The sequence below is a fragment of the Dolichospermum sp. UHCC 0259 genome (assembly GCF_009711935.1).
Taxonomy (GTDB): domain Bacteria; phylum Cyanobacteriota; class Cyanobacteriia; order Cyanobacteriales; family Nostocaceae; genus Dolichospermum.
On record NZ_VIKX01000005.1, the window covers coordinates 1 to 16,115 of the forward strand.

Annotated in this window: 8 protein-coding genes; 2 read left to right on the plus strand and 6 right to left on the minus strand. The window is 38.6% G+C overall.

Annotated elements, in window-relative coordinates; translation table 11 throughout:
* Positions 1 to 158 precede the first annotated feature (158 nt).
* The 4 genes from FJR05_RS00505 to FJR05_RS00520 all read right to left on the minus strand — a co-directional run bounded on the left by FJR05_RS00505 (position 159) and on the right by FJR05_RS00520 (position 7,946).
* Positions 159 to 5,102 (minus strand): GAF domain-containing protein, encoded by a 4,944-nt coding sequence (locus FJR05_RS00505; RefSeq protein WP_254446603.1) that lies wholly within the window; start codon positions 5,100 to 5,102, stop codon positions 159 to 161.
* Between the two features lie 171 nt (positions 5,103 to 5,273).
* Positions 5,274 to 5,747, minus strand: coding sequence for a chemotaxis protein CheW (locus FJR05_RS00510; protein ID WP_168642305.1), 474 nt, complete (start codon positions 5,745 to 5,747; stop codon positions 5,274 to 5,276).
* A 130-nt stretch (positions 5,748 to 5,877) separates the two neighbouring features.
* The gene (locus tag FJR05_RS00515) at positions 5,878 to 6,240 is read right to left on the minus strand and encodes a response regulator transcription factor (protein WP_168642306.1); all 363 of its coding nucleotides are present in this window, start codon (positions 6,238 to 6,240) and stop codon (positions 5,878 to 5,880) included.
* Positions 6,241 to 6,740: 500 nt separating this feature from the next.
* Positions 6,741 to 7,946 (minus strand): response regulator, encoded by a 1,206-nt coding sequence (locus FJR05_RS00520; protein WP_168642307.1) that lies wholly within the window; start codon positions 7,944 to 7,946, stop codon positions 6,741 to 6,743.
* 55 nt (positions 7,947 to 8,001) lie between these two features.
* On the opposite strand from FJR05_RS00520, the gene FJR05_RS00525 reads away from it, so the two are divergent.
* A complete protein-coding gene (locus FJR05_RS00525; protein ID WP_168642308.1) occupies positions 8,002 to 8,148 on the plus strand; it encodes a hypothetical protein in 147 nt (48 codons plus the stop codon).
* 635 nt (positions 8,149 to 8,783) lie between these two features.
* Here FJR05_RS00525 and murQ read toward each other — a convergent pair.
* Together murQ and FJR05_RS00535 are read right to left on the minus strand one after the other, a co-directional pair.
* Positions 8,784 to 9,704: an N-acetylmuramic acid 6-phosphate etherase gene (gene murQ, locus FJR05_RS00530; protein ID WP_168642309.1), complete on the minus strand. Its 921-nt coding sequence runs from the start codon at positions 9,702 to 9,704 to the stop codon at positions 8,784 to 8,786.
* A 127-nt stretch (positions 9,705 to 9,831) separates the two neighbouring features.
* Complete coding sequence (locus FJR05_RS00535; RefSeq protein WP_168642310.1) at positions 9,832 to 10,251, minus strand: DUF3110 domain-containing protein; 420 nt, start codon at positions 10,249 to 10,251, stop codon at positions 9,832 to 9,834.
* Positions 10,252 to 10,551: 300 nt separating this feature from the next.
* Here FJR05_RS00535 and FJR05_RS00540 point away from each other — a divergent pair, with 300 nt between their 5' ends.
* Positions 10,552 to 16,008 carry a translocation/assembly module TamB domain-containing protein gene (locus FJR05_RS00540; protein ID WP_168642311.1) on the plus strand — a complete coding sequence of 1,819 codons (5,457 nt, stop codon included), beginning with the start codon at positions 10,552 to 10,554 and terminating at the stop codon, positions 16,006 to 16,008.
* Positions 16,009 to 16,115 lie beyond the last annotated feature (107 nt).

A 16,115-nucleotide genomic window follows, 5' to 3' on the forward strand; every position in this document is an offset into this window, starting at 1 on the left:
GGGGGGGGGGGTGGGGGGGGGGGGGGGGTGGGGGGGGGGGGGGGGGGGGGGTTGGGGGGGGGGGGGGGGGGGGGGGTGTTTGGGGGAGGGGGGGGAGGAAGAAGAAAGAAGGAAGAAGAATGGTTTTCACCAATCCCCAATCCCCAATCCCCAATCCCTTACTTAACCTTAAACTTACTAGCAGTTGCTAATAAATCTTGTGCCATTCCAGTTAAGCTTTGGAAGACATTGGCAATTTCTTGAGATTCTCCAAAGGTTTTGTTAGCGATTTCTGCTACATCATTCATGGATTTAGTCACTGTACCAGATTGCTGCATTTGGATTTGAGTAGCTTCGGTAATGCGTTCGATTAATTGACTAATTTCCGCAGTTGCAGACACAATATCATTAAGATTTTGGCGAGTATCATTAACTAAGTTTGTTCCTTCGACAACTTGCTGAATCCCTGTTTCCATTGCTACTGCAACTTCTCCAGTTTCTGCTTGAATCTCCTGCACTAATTTTTCAATTTCGATAGTTGCTGCTGCTGACTGACGAGATAATGAACGGACTTCATCAGCTACCACTGCAAAGCCTTTACCATATTCACCGGCTCTCGTGGCTTCAATCGCCGCATTCAGCGCGAGAACGTTGGTTTGAGTCGCAAAACTACTAATCAAATTTACCACTTTGGAGATTTTCTGAGATGACTCACTCAAACGTTTAATCTTTTTGCTGGTTTGAGCTACGGTTTCTCTGATGGCTTGAATAGCATTAACTGTTTCATTCATAGCGGTATCGCCAGAGTCTACAGTTTTATTGGCTTGTTGGACGGCTATTTGCACCAATTGGGCGTTATTAACTACCGCTTGGGTGGAATTTACCATCTGTTGCAAATCGCTCAAGGCTTGGGTGATTTCGTCAGATTGTTTTTCGGCTAAATGAGTCAATCCTACCAGGGATGTACTGCTATTAGTCGAGGTTTCGGCTACTTGTTGAGAAGATGATTGTACCTGAATAACGATTTGCTGTAGGGCTTTGAGAGTCCCGTTATAAGCATCAGCAATTGTTCCTATTTCATCCTCTGTGATAGGAGCGCGAACTGTTAAATCTCCTTTGAGAGCAGGTTTAACAGCCATCAGCAGTTGAATAGAACGCTGTTGGAGTAGTTCTTTAGCCGCTTTTTCTCTGGTTGCTGCTTCTGATAGTTTGGCTGATTGGGTTTGGAGTTGTTGCAAGAATTCTGTTTGTTGTAAAGCTAGTCCTAATTGATCACCAATCCGCGCTAAGAGGTTGGTTTCTGACTCTTCCCAATGGCGGGTACTAGAGTTTTGATAAACTGCCAATAGTCCCCAGAGTTTTTCACCAAATAGGATGGGGACGATCGCATAAGCTTTGGCGTCAAACCCTTCGAGGAGTTCAATGTAACAAGTATCAAAGCTGGCTTGATAAATGTCGCTGACTATTAATTTGCTGCCTTTTTTATAATCACCACCGTTCATGGCTTGTAAACAGGGGTCATCAAAGGCGGTTTTTAGTTCAGGTGTAACTAATTTTACCCAACCTGTGGCTACTGATTCAGCAACGAAGTTACCACCCCAATCAGATGTGAATTTATAGATGGCGGCGCGATCGCATTTGAATAGTTGGCGGATATCCTGGGTGGTAGATTTGAAAATTTCGTCTATTCCTGATGTTAAGGATTGACGAATTTGGTTAACTATTTTGGAGAAGGTTTTTTCCTGTTCAACTATCTGAGCGATTTTTGCAGATTGATCACGTAATCTATCTAAATAATCAACTTGGGATTTGGCCAGGCTAAATTGTAAGCCGATTTGCGTTAAAAAGTTGATTTCTGAAGGTTGCCATTCCCGTGATGCAGAATTTTGATAAGCAGCCAATAAACCCCAGAGTTTTTCTTCAAAGAAAATGGGGACTATCATGTAGGCTTTAACTTCAATCTGCTCTAAAATCTCGATATGACATTGAGCATGGCCAACTTGATAGATGTCATTAACTACAAAGCTTTCACCTTTAGCATATCTACCACCTTGGGTTTCTTGGAGGTGAGTATCTGGCCAGACCATTTGGAACTCAGGTGTAACTATTTTTGTCCACCCACTACCCACTGATTCAGCGATAAACGTCCCACTCCAATCCGGGTGAAATTGATAAACTCCGACGCGATCGCATTTTAGAGCCTGACGGACTTCTTGAGTGGTGGTTTTGAAAATATCTTCTACACCAACAGCTTGACGAATCCGGCCAACTATTTTATTTACGGCTTTTTCCTGTTCGGCTACTTTTGCTAATTCTGCTGTTTGTTTTTGAATTTTTTGGATATAGTCAATTTGAGATTTAGCAAGACTAAATTGTAAGCCTATTTGGGTCAAAAAGTTGACTTCTGATTCTTGCCATTCTCTAATCCCGGTGTTTTGATAAGCTGCCAATAAACCCCATAATTTATCTTCAAAGAAAATGGGGACTATCATGTAGGCTTTAACTTCAATCTGCTCTAAAATCTCGATATGACATTGAGCATGGCCAACTTGATAGATGTCATTAACTACAAAGCTTTCACCTTTAGCATATCTACCACCTTGGGTTTCTTGGAGGTGAGTATCTGGCCAGACCATTTGGAACTCAGGTGTAACTATTTTTGTCCACCCACTACCCACTGATTCAGCGATAAATGTCCCACTCCAATCTGGATGGAATTGATAGACTCCGACGCGATCGCATTTTAGAGCCTGACGGACTTCTTGGGTGGTATTTTTGAATATTTCTTCTACATTGGCTGCTTGTCGAATCCGATTAACAATCTTATTAACTGTTTTTTCTTGTTCAACTAATTTAGCTAGTTCTACTGATTGTTCTTGGACTTTTTCGACAAAATCAACTTGTGATTTAGCTAAACTAAATTGCAAACCAATTTGATTCAAAAAGTTAACTTCTGAAGATTTCCACTCACGGGGTCCGGTATTTTGATAAGCCCCTAATAAACCCCATAATTTATCACCGAAGAAAATTGGCACAATTATATAAGATTTGGCTTCAAATTGTTCCAATATCTTAATATGGCAATCAGCCAAACCTATTTTATAGGTGTCGTTAACAACAAATGTTTCACCTTTAGCATATCTACCACCTTTGGTATCTTGTAAGTAGGTGTCATCCAAAACCGTTTTGATATTTGGTCCGACTAATTGTGTCCAACCAACACCTACTGACTCATGGACAAATTTACCACCCCAATCAGGTGTAAATTGATATATAGCCACGCGATCGCATTGCAAAGCTTGACGAATTTCTTGAGTAGTTGTTTGGAATATTGTCTCTACATCTAAGGATTGACGAATGCGATTGACAATCCTATTAATCGCTTTTTCCTGTTCAGCCGCTCGTGCTAATGTTTGTACATAATCTATTTGGGTTTTAGCTTGGCTAAATTGCAAACTTACCTGAGATAAAAAGCTAACTTCTGAAGATTGCCATTCACGAGGTGCAGAGTTTTGATAAGCTGCCAATAAACCCCACAATTGATCATCAAAGAAAATCGGTACATTGATATAAGCTTTGGCTTCAAACTGCTCTAATAATTCTAAGTAGCAAGGGGTAATGTTGGCTTTGTGAATATCATTTACCGCGATAGTTTCCCCTTTAGCAAACCGCGCTCCGTTGGTTTCTTGAAGATAAGTATCTTCGATGATATCTTTGTGGTCTGTATTGACTAATTTGTTCCAACCACTACTAACTGATTCCGCTACAAACTTACCGCTAAAGTCTGGGAGGAATTGATAAACCGCAACTCTGTCACACCGCAAAGCTTGACGCATTTCCTGGGTAGCAATTTTAAAGATGTCATCAATATTCGATGACTGGCGAACACGGTTAATAATCTTAGTTAAAGCCTTTTCCTGTTTACTAATCTGAGTTATTTGTTCATTTTGCTTTTGTACTTGTCCCAGATATTCACCTTGGGAAACAGCCACACCAAATTGTGAACCAATCTGATTTAAAAAGCTAACTTCCCAATCTTGCCATTCCCGCGCTCCCGTATTTTGATAAGCTGCGAGTAAACCCCACAATTTTTCACCAGAAAAGACGGGAGAAATAATATAAGCTTTGGCTTCAAACTGTTCTAAAATATCAATGTGACATTGAGCCAAACCGATTTTATAGGTGTCATTAACAACAAAACTTTCCCCTTTGGCATATCTACCACCTTTGGTGTCTTGCAGGTGGGTGTCTTCCCAAACCATTTGATAGCCAGGAGTAACAACTTTCACCCAATTATTACCCACTGATTCGGAGATAAATTGACCACTCCAATCTTCATTAAAACGATACACCCCGACGCGATCGCATTTCAATAATTGGCGAACTTCTTGGGTAGTCGTTTGAAAGATTTTTTCGACATCTGGTTGTTGTAAAATCTTGGTAATTACTTTCGCTGCTGACTGCTTGGCTAGGGACGATTGTTTTAGTTCTTTTTGTAATTTAAATCCCTGAACTCTGTAAGTAATTTCTGTGGCAATTTGTGATAAAAGCGTAGTTTCTGTTTCCTGCCATTGTCGAGGCGTGCCACAGCTATGAACTACCAATAAACCCCATACTTTACTATCAACAAAAATAGGTAAGCTTAAACTAGCTCTAACTTGAAATTTCTCAAGTAGCTGCTTTTGGTAGGGAGTAACTTGAATTTGACTAATATCGTCAATAATTACAGGTTCTAAATAATCTGCACTGGTATAAACACCAAACACAATAGCTGCTAGTGTTTCATTAATAGCAGGTGTCCAACCAGTGCTTCTTGATTCAGCTAAAACAGTTCCGATATCATCTGTGGTAAATTGGTAGATAAGGACGCGATCGCATACTAATTTAGCTTTAATTTCTGCTACGGTTACAGATAATAACTTCTCCAAATCCCCAACTTGGCGCATTTTAGTAGTTACATCTTGAAACCGCTGTCTCCAGATTTTAAATTCCTGGGCAATTAAACTTTTACTAGATGAATCATAATTAGATCCATTCCCATTGTCTTTTTTCTTTTCTTCATTCTGTGCTGTACTAAAAATATTTCCAGCATCTTCATTTGGGTTTTGATATAAAGTCGTCATGTTATGAACCTCAATAATTATAGTAATAGTGAACTAGGGATTGGGGACTGGGGACTGGGGACTGAGGATTGGTAGTTTTATTCCTTCTTCTTCTTTCTCCTGACTCCTGACTCCTGACTCCTGACCCTTCGACAAGCTCAGGGCATCGCTCCTGACTCCTGACTCCTTTCTTCAATTATGTGTTGTCCAGATGGAAGATTGCAGCATTGCTGAAGCATCCAAATTAAAAATCATTTGTTCAGAATTATTAATGAAATATCCCTGCAAAAAAGGTGTCATTTCTGGATAAAAGGCATCCCCAGATGGTTTTTTCATTTGCTGGGTGTCCAACCAATCAATATCTATAAGTTGACGGATTAACATTCCCAAATACTTGCCTTCGTGTTCTACTACTAATGCCATCATTTTGGACAGAAAATTTGACCCTTGTAAAAGTGGTGGATAACCTAACATTTCTTCCAAGTCAACCAACCACAACATTTCCCCCCGCCAATTATAAATCCCGACAACACAATTAGGCATTTGGGGAACACCACATATTTCTGTCAGTGGTATTTGGACAACTTCTGTAATTTGTTCTAGGGGAATTACTGCTGTATCTCTGACTCCTAACGAAAAGCTTAAAAATTTCTGTTTGGTTTCCAAAATTAGTTTCCCCCTACCCTCAATAATTCTTTTTATCCCCTAAAAATGTAGATTAATTTTCCGAAAGGTTACAGATTTCTTAAAATTTTCAATCTAAAATCCAAAAATTCGGTGACTAACCCACAATCTATCATTTAATCAATCTTTTTAAAGTCAGCATTAATTCTTCCTTGTCTACTGGTTTAGCTAAATAAGCATCAGCACCTAACATATTCCCCCACATTTTATCTACATCACTGCTTTTAGTAGAGCAAAAAACTACAGGAATATTACTAGTTTCGGCATTATCTTTTAACTCCCGACAAATTTCATAGCCGCTTTTATCAGGCAAAATTACATCCAAAACTATTACATCTGGTTTATTGCTACCTATTTTAGATTGTGCTTCTGCACTACTCGTAGCGCAAACAACAAAATAACCAGCCTGCTGTAAGTATTTACTGATAACTTCCATATCAGTTAAGCCATCTTCCACCACTAAAATGGTACTCATCACAATCACCTATTGAATTTTTTTAAGAAGGTTAACAAAAACAGCAAATATCCAATCAGACACATCAAATAAACACTTTTTGATGTTTTATCTTATCTCACTTGATAAAATGTATACACGCCCCTCCATTGCAATTACGTATTTAACACCAATTAGCATACCTGATTATAAATTCTAGGTGTGATAAATTGTTCTTGAAAAGATTTAATGCTGGTTGTAAGCAACAAAATAATCAAGAGTCAACATTGTTAATCTTAACACTATTTTATTCTGACTATCTCCGTAAAAATTATGAATTTTTTTAGAGATATCTCAATACTAGAGTCAGTAACCACTAACCATCATGTAAGTAGGTTGACTCCAACTTTTTCAGCAAGCCCTACTTACAGCAGGAGTCACCGAGTAAAACTGGCTTGCTGTCTGGCTGTGAATTTAGATCCTGTGCCTCATGAATCTGCAATTTGCCAGATATCGCCCATTCTTGTCAATAACTCAGATGATCAATTGTTCTCATCAATAGCTTCTAAATTAGTATTATGATTATTATTTGATAAATTGGGAAGGCGTAAATATTTACGAACTACATTCATGACTCGATCTGCTACTATTGGTTTAGAAATAAAGTCTGTAGAGCCGACAACTTTAGCCCGAACCCTATCTACTAAACCATCATTGCCAGTTAATATAATTACTGGTGTCTCCGCAAAAGCGGAAATTCTGCGTAATTGTGTACAAATTTCATAGCCACTGGCTATGGGCATAATCAAATCTAAAAAAATTAAATCTGGCTTTTGTTGAATGATAATAGGTAAAGCTTGGATAGCGTCTTGGATTTGAATGAATCTCAGTCCGTGACGGGTCATAATTTCTTCTAAGATGCTACATACCTGGGGACTGTCATCTACACAGACTATTAATGGGGGAGCTTGATTTTTGGGGTTTCTACTAGTGGAACTATTAGATTCGACTGTTAAGGGTAAATCAGGTACTGAGACTAACTCAATAATGCCTTTAAGGATATAGGGAAGTAGGGAACGTGCTACGGGCATGACATCTTGTTTCATTTTGATGCCTAACTCCCGTAATGTAAATTGACCATTAATTAAACTCACAAAATTTTTATATACAGATGGATTTACCATTTGCTGTAGTTTTTCTGGTCGGCGCAAAACTGGTGCTAAATTAGGAGAAATATTTGCTAATCCAGCTTGTGACCAAATGGACCACGCATCTTGCATTTGTTTAATGGACATATCTGCATTTGTGAAGCTCATAGGCATTTCTAATATAATTTGCTGGCTGTAATTACAACTAACAGTGGCAAAACCTAGTTCCTGAGCTAGATCAAAGAATAATTCAGCTATGGTGTTTTCCACAATGGCATTAATTTTTTCTCTCTGGATTTTTTGTCTTTTGTATAGAATATCTATGAGATTATAATCCCAATAGTCAATGGCTATATCTTCATGACGACAGCGGATTTTAGTGATATCAATATCAGGACAATGTTGAGCCATGTTTCTGCGCCAACGTCTGAAGGGATGATCACTACCTGTAGCCCATACTATTCTGCCCAAACGATAATAGAAAGTCCATTGTCGTCCTTTAGAACTCTTGATATTTAGTTGTCCGTTATATTGAAGCTGAGTACACTTTTTAAATTCGTTGAATAGGTTTTGCGTTTCTGTTACTTCTGGTTTGGTCATTATGCTTTTCCTGAAAATTTATTGATTAAGTAGGGGTTGCTGAAAAAGTCTTTTCGTGAGGGCTAGGAGTCAGGAGTCAGGAGTCAGGAGCGATGCCCTGAGCTTGTCGAAGGGTCAGGAGTCAGGAGTCAGGAGTCAGGAGGAAGAATTAGAAGAAGAGAAGAATAGTCTTGAATCTGGTAAAGTGATAGGTTTTTGCTAATTTCAACCCTTATTCCTTGCACTTGATTCACCTTTTTCACCTTCAAACTCTCGATATATCTAAGTTTTAGCTTTATTAAGCAACCCCTAATTATTTATAAAAATCCATGCTTGGCTTCTTCAACAAGCATTTGACAATTTAATTTGGAGGATTAATACCTGTGCCAACTTTCTAAATATAGATATGCAACCCAATAAAATCGTTACGATATCAATAGGGTTTCAGACGTTTAGCGAGGGTATTGGAGGATTACACAGAAATGTAATTTAGCTTTTGTTGTTATGTAATATTACTCGATATTTAGACTAGTAGTAAATATTAAAAAGTCGCAGATTGATTTAGCGGTATGCAATTAACCATCTGTTTTATTTACTCAATAATTCTATAATATTATACTCATTTTGTCTATGATACTAGATCAGTAAGAACGCTTATTTTTAGGGTACAAGAAAAAATAGGTAATTATCAATTACCCATTTTTAATTCTGTTTTGCCATTTTGGTAACTTTAGTAGTTACAGCAGATTGTAGATGAATGAGGTATGGATCTAAATTCAAAGCCAGACAGCAATCCAGTTTTACTTCTGACTTCTGACGGGGCGCAGGCCCTGCGCCCCTACCTCCTGATTCCTGCTGTTAAGTATTCTGCTTGTAGCTGTTTACTGCTAGTCGAAGATTACCGTGATGGGCTGCTAGTAGTTTTTTACCTGCTTCTTGATCTAACCCAGTCCAGTGGATTAATAATGCTAATTTAACCCATTTACCGCTATTTTCTAGTAAAAGATCGGCGGCTTCTCGACTTAAACCTGTGAGGTCTTGTAAGATGCGTAAAGCGCGATCGCTTAATTTTTGATTAGTGACAGCAACATCAACCATGCGATTCCCATAGACCTTACCTAGTTTCACCATTACCCCTGTCGAGAGAGTATTCAAGACTAATTTTGTTACTGTTCCTGCTTTCAAGCGAGTAGAACCAGCTAAAACTTCTGGCCCTGTTAACAACCGAATATCAATATCAGCTTCAATGTTGACTTGTTCGGCGGGAACACAGGCGATAAAAATAGTTTTAGCTCCCCGTTGACGTGCTGCATTGATAGCGCCGTGAACAAAAGGAGTTGTTCCCCCAGCAGTGATGCCGACGACTACATCCAATTGGGTAATTTGTCGTTGAGCGATCGCACTTTCACCATCTTCAGCCCGATCTTCCAAATCCTCAGAACTGCGGACTAATGCTCCCGCACCACCAGCAATAATCCCCTGTACCAATTCCGGGGAAGTACAGAAAGTAGGTGGACACTCAGCAGCATCCAATACTCCTAATCTTCCACTTGTCCCTGCACCTACATAAAATAAACGTCCACCTTGCTGTAGTCTTTCTGCTGTGCAGTCAATAGCTGCTGCCAACTGAACCTTTGCTGCGGCTACTGCTGCTACTGCTTTTTGGTCTTCGCTATTAAATAACTCCACTAATTCCAAGGAGTTAAGTTGGTCTAAATTGAGACTATTGGGATTAATTTGTTCGGTGAGTAAATGCCCGCGTTCCTGAAAATTTGTCATTTTATATATTTTGTGTCAGTTGTTAGTTGTTAGTTGTTAGTTGTTAGTTGTCAGTTGTCAGTTGTCAGTTGTTAGTTTTTATTTACCCATCATGACTAATGACTAATGACTAATGACCAATGACTAATTATAATAAACCTTCTAGCTTACGCCGAATACTGTCTAAATCAGAATTAGCAATTTCTGGCGCAGGTGGACCAAAAGATAAAAAGTCCTCATCAGTATCCGCTATTTCTGGTTCAGCTTGCCAATCAGTTTGTTCAACATTAGTTTCTGGTGGCAATACTAATTCACTATTTTCCGCCACAATTTCCCAGATATAGCCAGTGCTTTCGCAAAATTCCTTAACATCATCAGCATTCATCATTTCCACTGTCGGTACAGCAAAGTCCTGTGCTTCTAACATTAAAGCAAAGCGAGTGGCATCATCTTCCGACTCAAACAGGAGGATTTTATTCCCTTCTATTCCTTGAGCATTGCTAATCCGAATGCTGTGAATCCCCTCATTATCAGTGCCAGCATTGAACATTAGTACAAAAACACGCATTGTCTATCCTTTGATCACTTCTCTAATTCATCTTAAAGTTACACGCTGTATATTCCTAGAAATATCCAATAATTTTTGTGAGGTTCTAGGAAAATAGTCATAGACCAAAAGACATAATTTACCAATTTTACCAAAACCCAAGTTTTTATTTTCGGACTTATCCCGTTATACTCTAAGAGTTAAACGTAAAATTATGTCAATATTCATTTATATTTCTAGTGCTGTGGATAACCTTTAGGCTTGTCCGATTTCAGTAATTAGTGTTTTGCCAGATATCTGGTAATCAAAGTGTGCAAACCTATGTCTAACTCTCCTAGTCAAAATTCTCACCCCGTTAATTCTGGAACTAACCGCCTATGGTGGAAGATACTTAGTTGTACTGGCTTAAGTATAGGTGCTTTGTTATTATTAGGGATTATTGGTGGTCTTTGGCGATTAAAGAGTTTTGTTGATCACGATTTAGTCCCATTAGCAACTACGAGTCTTACTAATACTCTCAATCGTCCGGTAAAATTAGGAGCAGTTAAATCCTTTTCTCTGACAGGTGTGCAGTTTGCAGCTTCGGAGATTCCCGCTACACAGACAGATTCAGATCGGGTAAATGTCAAGGCAGTAGATGTAGGATTTGATATTTGGAAGTTAGTTATTAACCGCAATCTTCGATTAGATGTAACTTTAATTAATCCAGATGTTTATGTTGAACAGGATAGGCAAGGACGCTGGTTAACGACTACTATTGCTCCACCGACTAAGGCAGGACTGATTAAAACCGATTTAGATAAATTGCGGTTTCGGGATGCCAATTTGGTATTAGTACCGAAAGTTCGTGAAGGTGCAAAAATTTCTTTACCTGTCCCTGTGGGATTTTCTGGGATTAATGGCACGGCCAAACTTTTCTTAAAAAATCGCTTAATTAAATTAGACTTGGCTGGTAAGGCTGTCAGTGGGGGTGATATTACCATTGTTGGCGATTTAATTCCTCAGAAGACTTTAGCTGGAGATTTTCGCATCAAAGCTGAAAATTTTCTAGCCGCAGATATTACCCGGATTGTAACTTTACCACTGACTTTACAAGCTGGTAAGGTTAATGGTGATTTGCGAATTAAGGTGATACCAAAGCAGAAAACCTTACTCTATGGTAATGCGGCTGTAGAAGGGGTGACGGTGCAAATTCCCAAGCTACCTGAATTGCTGAATAATAGTCAGGGGAATCTCAGTTTTGATGGACTGTTAATTAAATTAGATAATATAGTTACAAATTACGGCAAGATTCCATTAACAGCATCGGGTACTATTGATCAGCAAGCAGGGTTTAATTTAAAAGGGCGTGTAAATGCGGTAAGTTTGGCTAATGCCCAAACAACGCTGAAGGTAAAGTTACCATTTCCTGTGAGTGGCATAGCTCAAGCTGATTTGCAACTAATGGGAGCAATTGCTAAACCAGTGCTATCTGGTAATGTGAGAACTTTAAAAACTGCCCAAATTGATAAAGTTGATTTTGGGGAAGTTAGTAGTAAATTTGAGCTTATTAGTAGTCAATCTCTCCTAAAAATTACGGATATTCAAGGTAAAACCAGTTATGGAGGTGAGGTTAAGGGTGGGGGGATAATTAAACTTGGTAAAGTATCGGAATTGAATTTGCAATTACAAGGGGAAAATATTCCTGGGGATGCGATCGCTCAAGTATATGATATCAAAACAGGATTCCCTATTGGGCTGATGACAGCTACCGCAGAATTGAAGGGTGTGGCTGATAATGTCCAAACTGTAGTTAAATGGCAAGCACCTCAAGCCAAATACCCAGCAACGGGGACAAGTATTATTTATAGCGATCGCACAGTTTCCTTTAGTGATATAGTTGCTCAGGTTGGTGGCGGTATAGTTACTGGTAGTGGTACTTATAGTTATGATAGCAAGCGTTGGCAAGCTTTAACTCAATCAAGCAAAATCAAATTAACATCTTTTGTAGATCAAAAACAGCAGGAAAATATTTCTCTGGCTGGGGCAGAATTTAATGGTAGTTTGCGTTTATCAGGAAATTCTTCGCCATTTCAAATAGAAACCATTATTCCTGAAAATGCCAATGTTAACATTGCCGGCGGCACAGTTAATATTTCCCAAATCCAATTAAATAACCAAGATTTTACCGCTTTATTGCAAGGAAAAGATTTACGGTTAGCAACAATTATCAAACAAGCTAACCCAATTTTAAATAATCCCCTATCAGGTAATTTTATGATTACCAGTAATAGGGACAATTTCAGCCTAAAAACCTTTTCTGGAATTGGTGAAGCCATTCTATCTATTGGTGGAAGGACAATTAAAGCTGCGAATATTCAAGTAGCAGAAGGTAGCTATCAGGCAAAAATTCAAGCTGATAATATACCTTTGATAAAATTAACATCTGCACCATCACAATTACAAGGAAATATAACTGGTCAATTGCAAGTAGCGGGTTCTGTGGAATCATTCCAACCAGAAACTATTCAAGGAGAAGGGAAAGGCTATTTAAAATTACCTAGTGGTATAATTAAAGCTTCGGAGATTCAACTGAATAATGGTAATTATCAAGCCTTGTTAGCTACTTCAGGTTTGCAATTAAAGCCTTTTAATCAGCAGTTAAAAAGACAATTGGGAGGAAAGTTGCAAGTATCGGGAACTCTAGCTGCTCCCACATTAGCAGATGTGGCTGCTGTTGGTCAGGTGCGGTTGAGTCAGGGCTTAGGGGGTGTTGATGCACCTGTTCAAGCTAATATTGGTTGGAATGGAGAAAAGCTAACTATTGATGGTTATAATAGTGACAATTTTCAAGCTAATAGTGGGACAGCGCTCGCTATAAAAGGTTATTTATTAGCTAATGCTAAGAAATCGGGTATCCCAGAAATTACTGATGTTAATTTAAATATCCAAGCCAGGAATTATAGTTTGGCAAGCTTGCCAGTGAAACTACCTGATCTTGCTGATATTGCTGGTAGATTCGATTTTAGCGGACAGGTGACAGGAAAACCCACTGCTCCAAATATTACAGCTAAGTTAGGATTACGCAATTTAAAAGTTCAGGAATTTGCTTTTGAGCCATTATTGACTGGTAATTTAAATGCTGTATCAGGACAGGGGTTGAGTTTAGATGTTGCTGGTGCAAAGGAACGTATCGCAGTTAATTTAGACGGTAATAATCGTCCGAAATCCTTTTTAGTTCAGTGGCAACAAGCATTGTTATCAGGTGCAGCAACAGGATTTGATTGGGATGTAAATGTGAATAATTTTCCTTTAAAAGCTTTAAATATAGCTTTACCAGCGAATACCCCTTTAAGTCCAGGAGGAGTGAGAGGATTATTAACAGGGAATTTGCAAATTAATTCGCAGACATTAGCTACAGTGGGCAATATAGCCATTGACAAACCGGAATTGGGGCGGATTAAAGGCGATCGCTTTACAACCCAACTACGCTATAATAACAACACATTCATCCTCAGTGATAGCGAACTTCGCAAAGGTGAAAGTAGATATACCTTGGCTGCCAATATCAAACCCTGGACAAAAAAACCACAACTGCAAGCAAATATCAAAATTGACAAAGGCAATATTCAAGACATTCTCACCGCAGCACAAATCTTTGATATTCAAGACTTCCAGCGGGGTTTAAACCCACCTATCTATGGCAAATCTGCGGATTTAACCACCCAATCTCAAGGTTTACCATCAGAGTCTCTGTTTGACCAAATACAACGATTATCAGAAATTAATGCTCTACTAAATACCCAAAAACAAAAACGATTAGAGACTCAACCTATCCCAGAATTAAGAGACTTAAAGGGGATTTTGAATGGTGACGTTTTCATTAACACTGCCACAACGGACGAACCAATAATAAAATTTAACCTCCAAGGACAAAATTTTACCTGGGGGAACCCAGCAGAACCAAGTCGCTTTTATCGTGCAGAAAAAATCATAGCTGAAGGTGGTTTTACAGAAGGAACTTTGCGGTTACAACCTTTACGAATTCAATCAGAAGACAAGTTAATTGCCTTTACAGGTTACGTTAGTGGGAAAACCCAATCAGGTAAATTAACAGTTGAAAACTTTCCCATTCAGCGATTTAATAATTTAGTGAAACTGCCCCTGGGAATTACCGGTAAGCTAAAACTTAATGCAGCCATAGCAGGTAGTATTGCCAATCCTCAAGCTACAGGAGAATTAAACATTACAGAAGGAACAATTGATAAAAAACCAGTGGAATCAGCAAACGCTAGTTTCAGTTATTCTAATGGACGTTTAAACTTTGGTAGTCAGGTACTAGGAGTGGGGGCTGAACCAGCAAATATTGATGGTAGTATTCCCTATACTTTACCCTTTGCATCTGAAAAATCAACCAGTGACAAAGTTACTTTAAATGTCAACATCAAAAATGAAGGTTTGACACTTTTAAATCTCTTTACTAATGAAATAGCTTTTGAAAATGGACAAGGAAAATTAGACTTAAAAGTTCGGGGAACTCGACAACAACCTGCTGTAGAAGGAACTGCTGTTCTTGATAATGCTACCTTTAGCGCCCAAGCTTTACCAGGAAAGTTAACTAATGTGAATGGTAAGGCAACGTTTAATTTAACCAAGTTAATTGTAGAAAGTCTGAAAGGTACATTTAGTAACGGTACAGTGGAAGCGGTGGGAGAATTGCCCATTGTTGATAACCAAGATGTCCAAAAAGATATTCCCCTGATTGTTAATTTAAGACAATTATCTTTAAATCTTAAGGAGTTATATCAAGGGGGTGCTAATGGTGATTTAACCATTACTGGTTCTCTTCTTCAACCAATAATTGGTGGTAATATAGAATTATTCAATGGTCAAGTATTGTTAGCAGAATCTCAAGATGAAAATTCATCATCTGCGAAAATTAATAACCTCAATCAACTAGATACAGAAAGTAGAATTACTAAGTTAAATGATTTAAAATTAAAATTAGGCAACAATATCCAAATTTCTAAACCACCAGTGTTCAAGTTCCAAGCTTCTGGAGATCTAACTGTGAATGGTTCTTTAGCTGAACCTATACCAGAGGGAACTATTAAGTTAACTAAAGGTGCAGTAAATTTGTTCACTACCCAACTAAATCTAGCAAAAGGTTATCCACAAACTGCTACTTTTAGTCCGCGTCAACCCCGTGACCCTGATTTGAATATTCGTCTATTTGCGAAGGTTCTAGACATAACTCAGAATAGTGATCTTAGCAGACAAGGTTCTCTAGGTTTAGCGGGGTTGGAAACGGTGCGAGTAGAAGCTAGTATTAACGGTTTAGGTAGTCAAATTAATGATAATTTGCAATTAAAAAGTAATCCTTCCCGTTCAGAAACACAAATTGTCACCTTACTAGGAGGTGGATTTGTTGACAATCAAGGACGTGGTGATAGTACCCTGGGTTTAATTAATATTGCCGGTTCGGCTGTGTTCAGTAATTTCCAAGGTGCATTTAATGAAATTGGTGATGCTTTTGGTTTAAGTGAATTGCGAATATTTCCCACTATTCTGTCTGAAAGACCAGAAGCAGGGAGAAATAACTCATCTTTAGAATTAGCTTTGGAAGCAGGAATTGATATTTCTTCAAAATTCTCTCTTTCTACTATTAAAATCCTCACCGCAAATGATCCTTTGCAATGGGGGGTTAATTACCGCATAAATAATCAATTCCGTGTCCGTTCTTCTACCAATTTAACTGATGATAGTCGGGCTGTAATTGAATTTGAAAGAAAGTTTTGACGAATCTAGGAGTCAGGAGTCAGGAGTCAGGAGTCAGGAGTCAGGAGGAAAAAGAAGAAGAAAGAAGAAATAAATTTCTCCCCCACCCCCCTACTCCCTCTACTCCC

Coding starts and splice junctions, on each gene's coding strand:
- FJR05_RS00505 (WP_254446603.1), bottom strand. CDS start 5,102: ATGACGACTTTATATCAAAACCCAAATGAAGATGCTGGAAATATTTTT.
- FJR05_RS00515 (WP_168642306.1), bottom strand. CDS start 6,240: ATGAGTACCATTTTAGTGGTGGAAGATGGCTTAACTGATATGGAAGTT.
- FJR05_RS00520 (WP_168642307.1), bottom strand. CDS start 7,946: ATGACCAAACCAGAAGTAACAGAAACGCAAAACCTATTCAACGAATTT.
- murQ (WP_168642309.1), bottom strand. CDS start 9,704: ATGACAAATTTTCAGGAACGCGGGCATTTACTCACCGAACAAATTAAT.
- FJR05_RS00535 (WP_168642310.1), bottom strand. CDS start 10,251: ATGCGTGTTTTTGTACTAATGTTCAATGCTGGCACTGATAATGAGGGG.
- FJR05_RS00540 (WP_168642311.1), top strand. CDS start 10,552: ATGTCTAACTCTCCTAGTCAAAATTCTCACCCCGTTAATTCTGGAACT.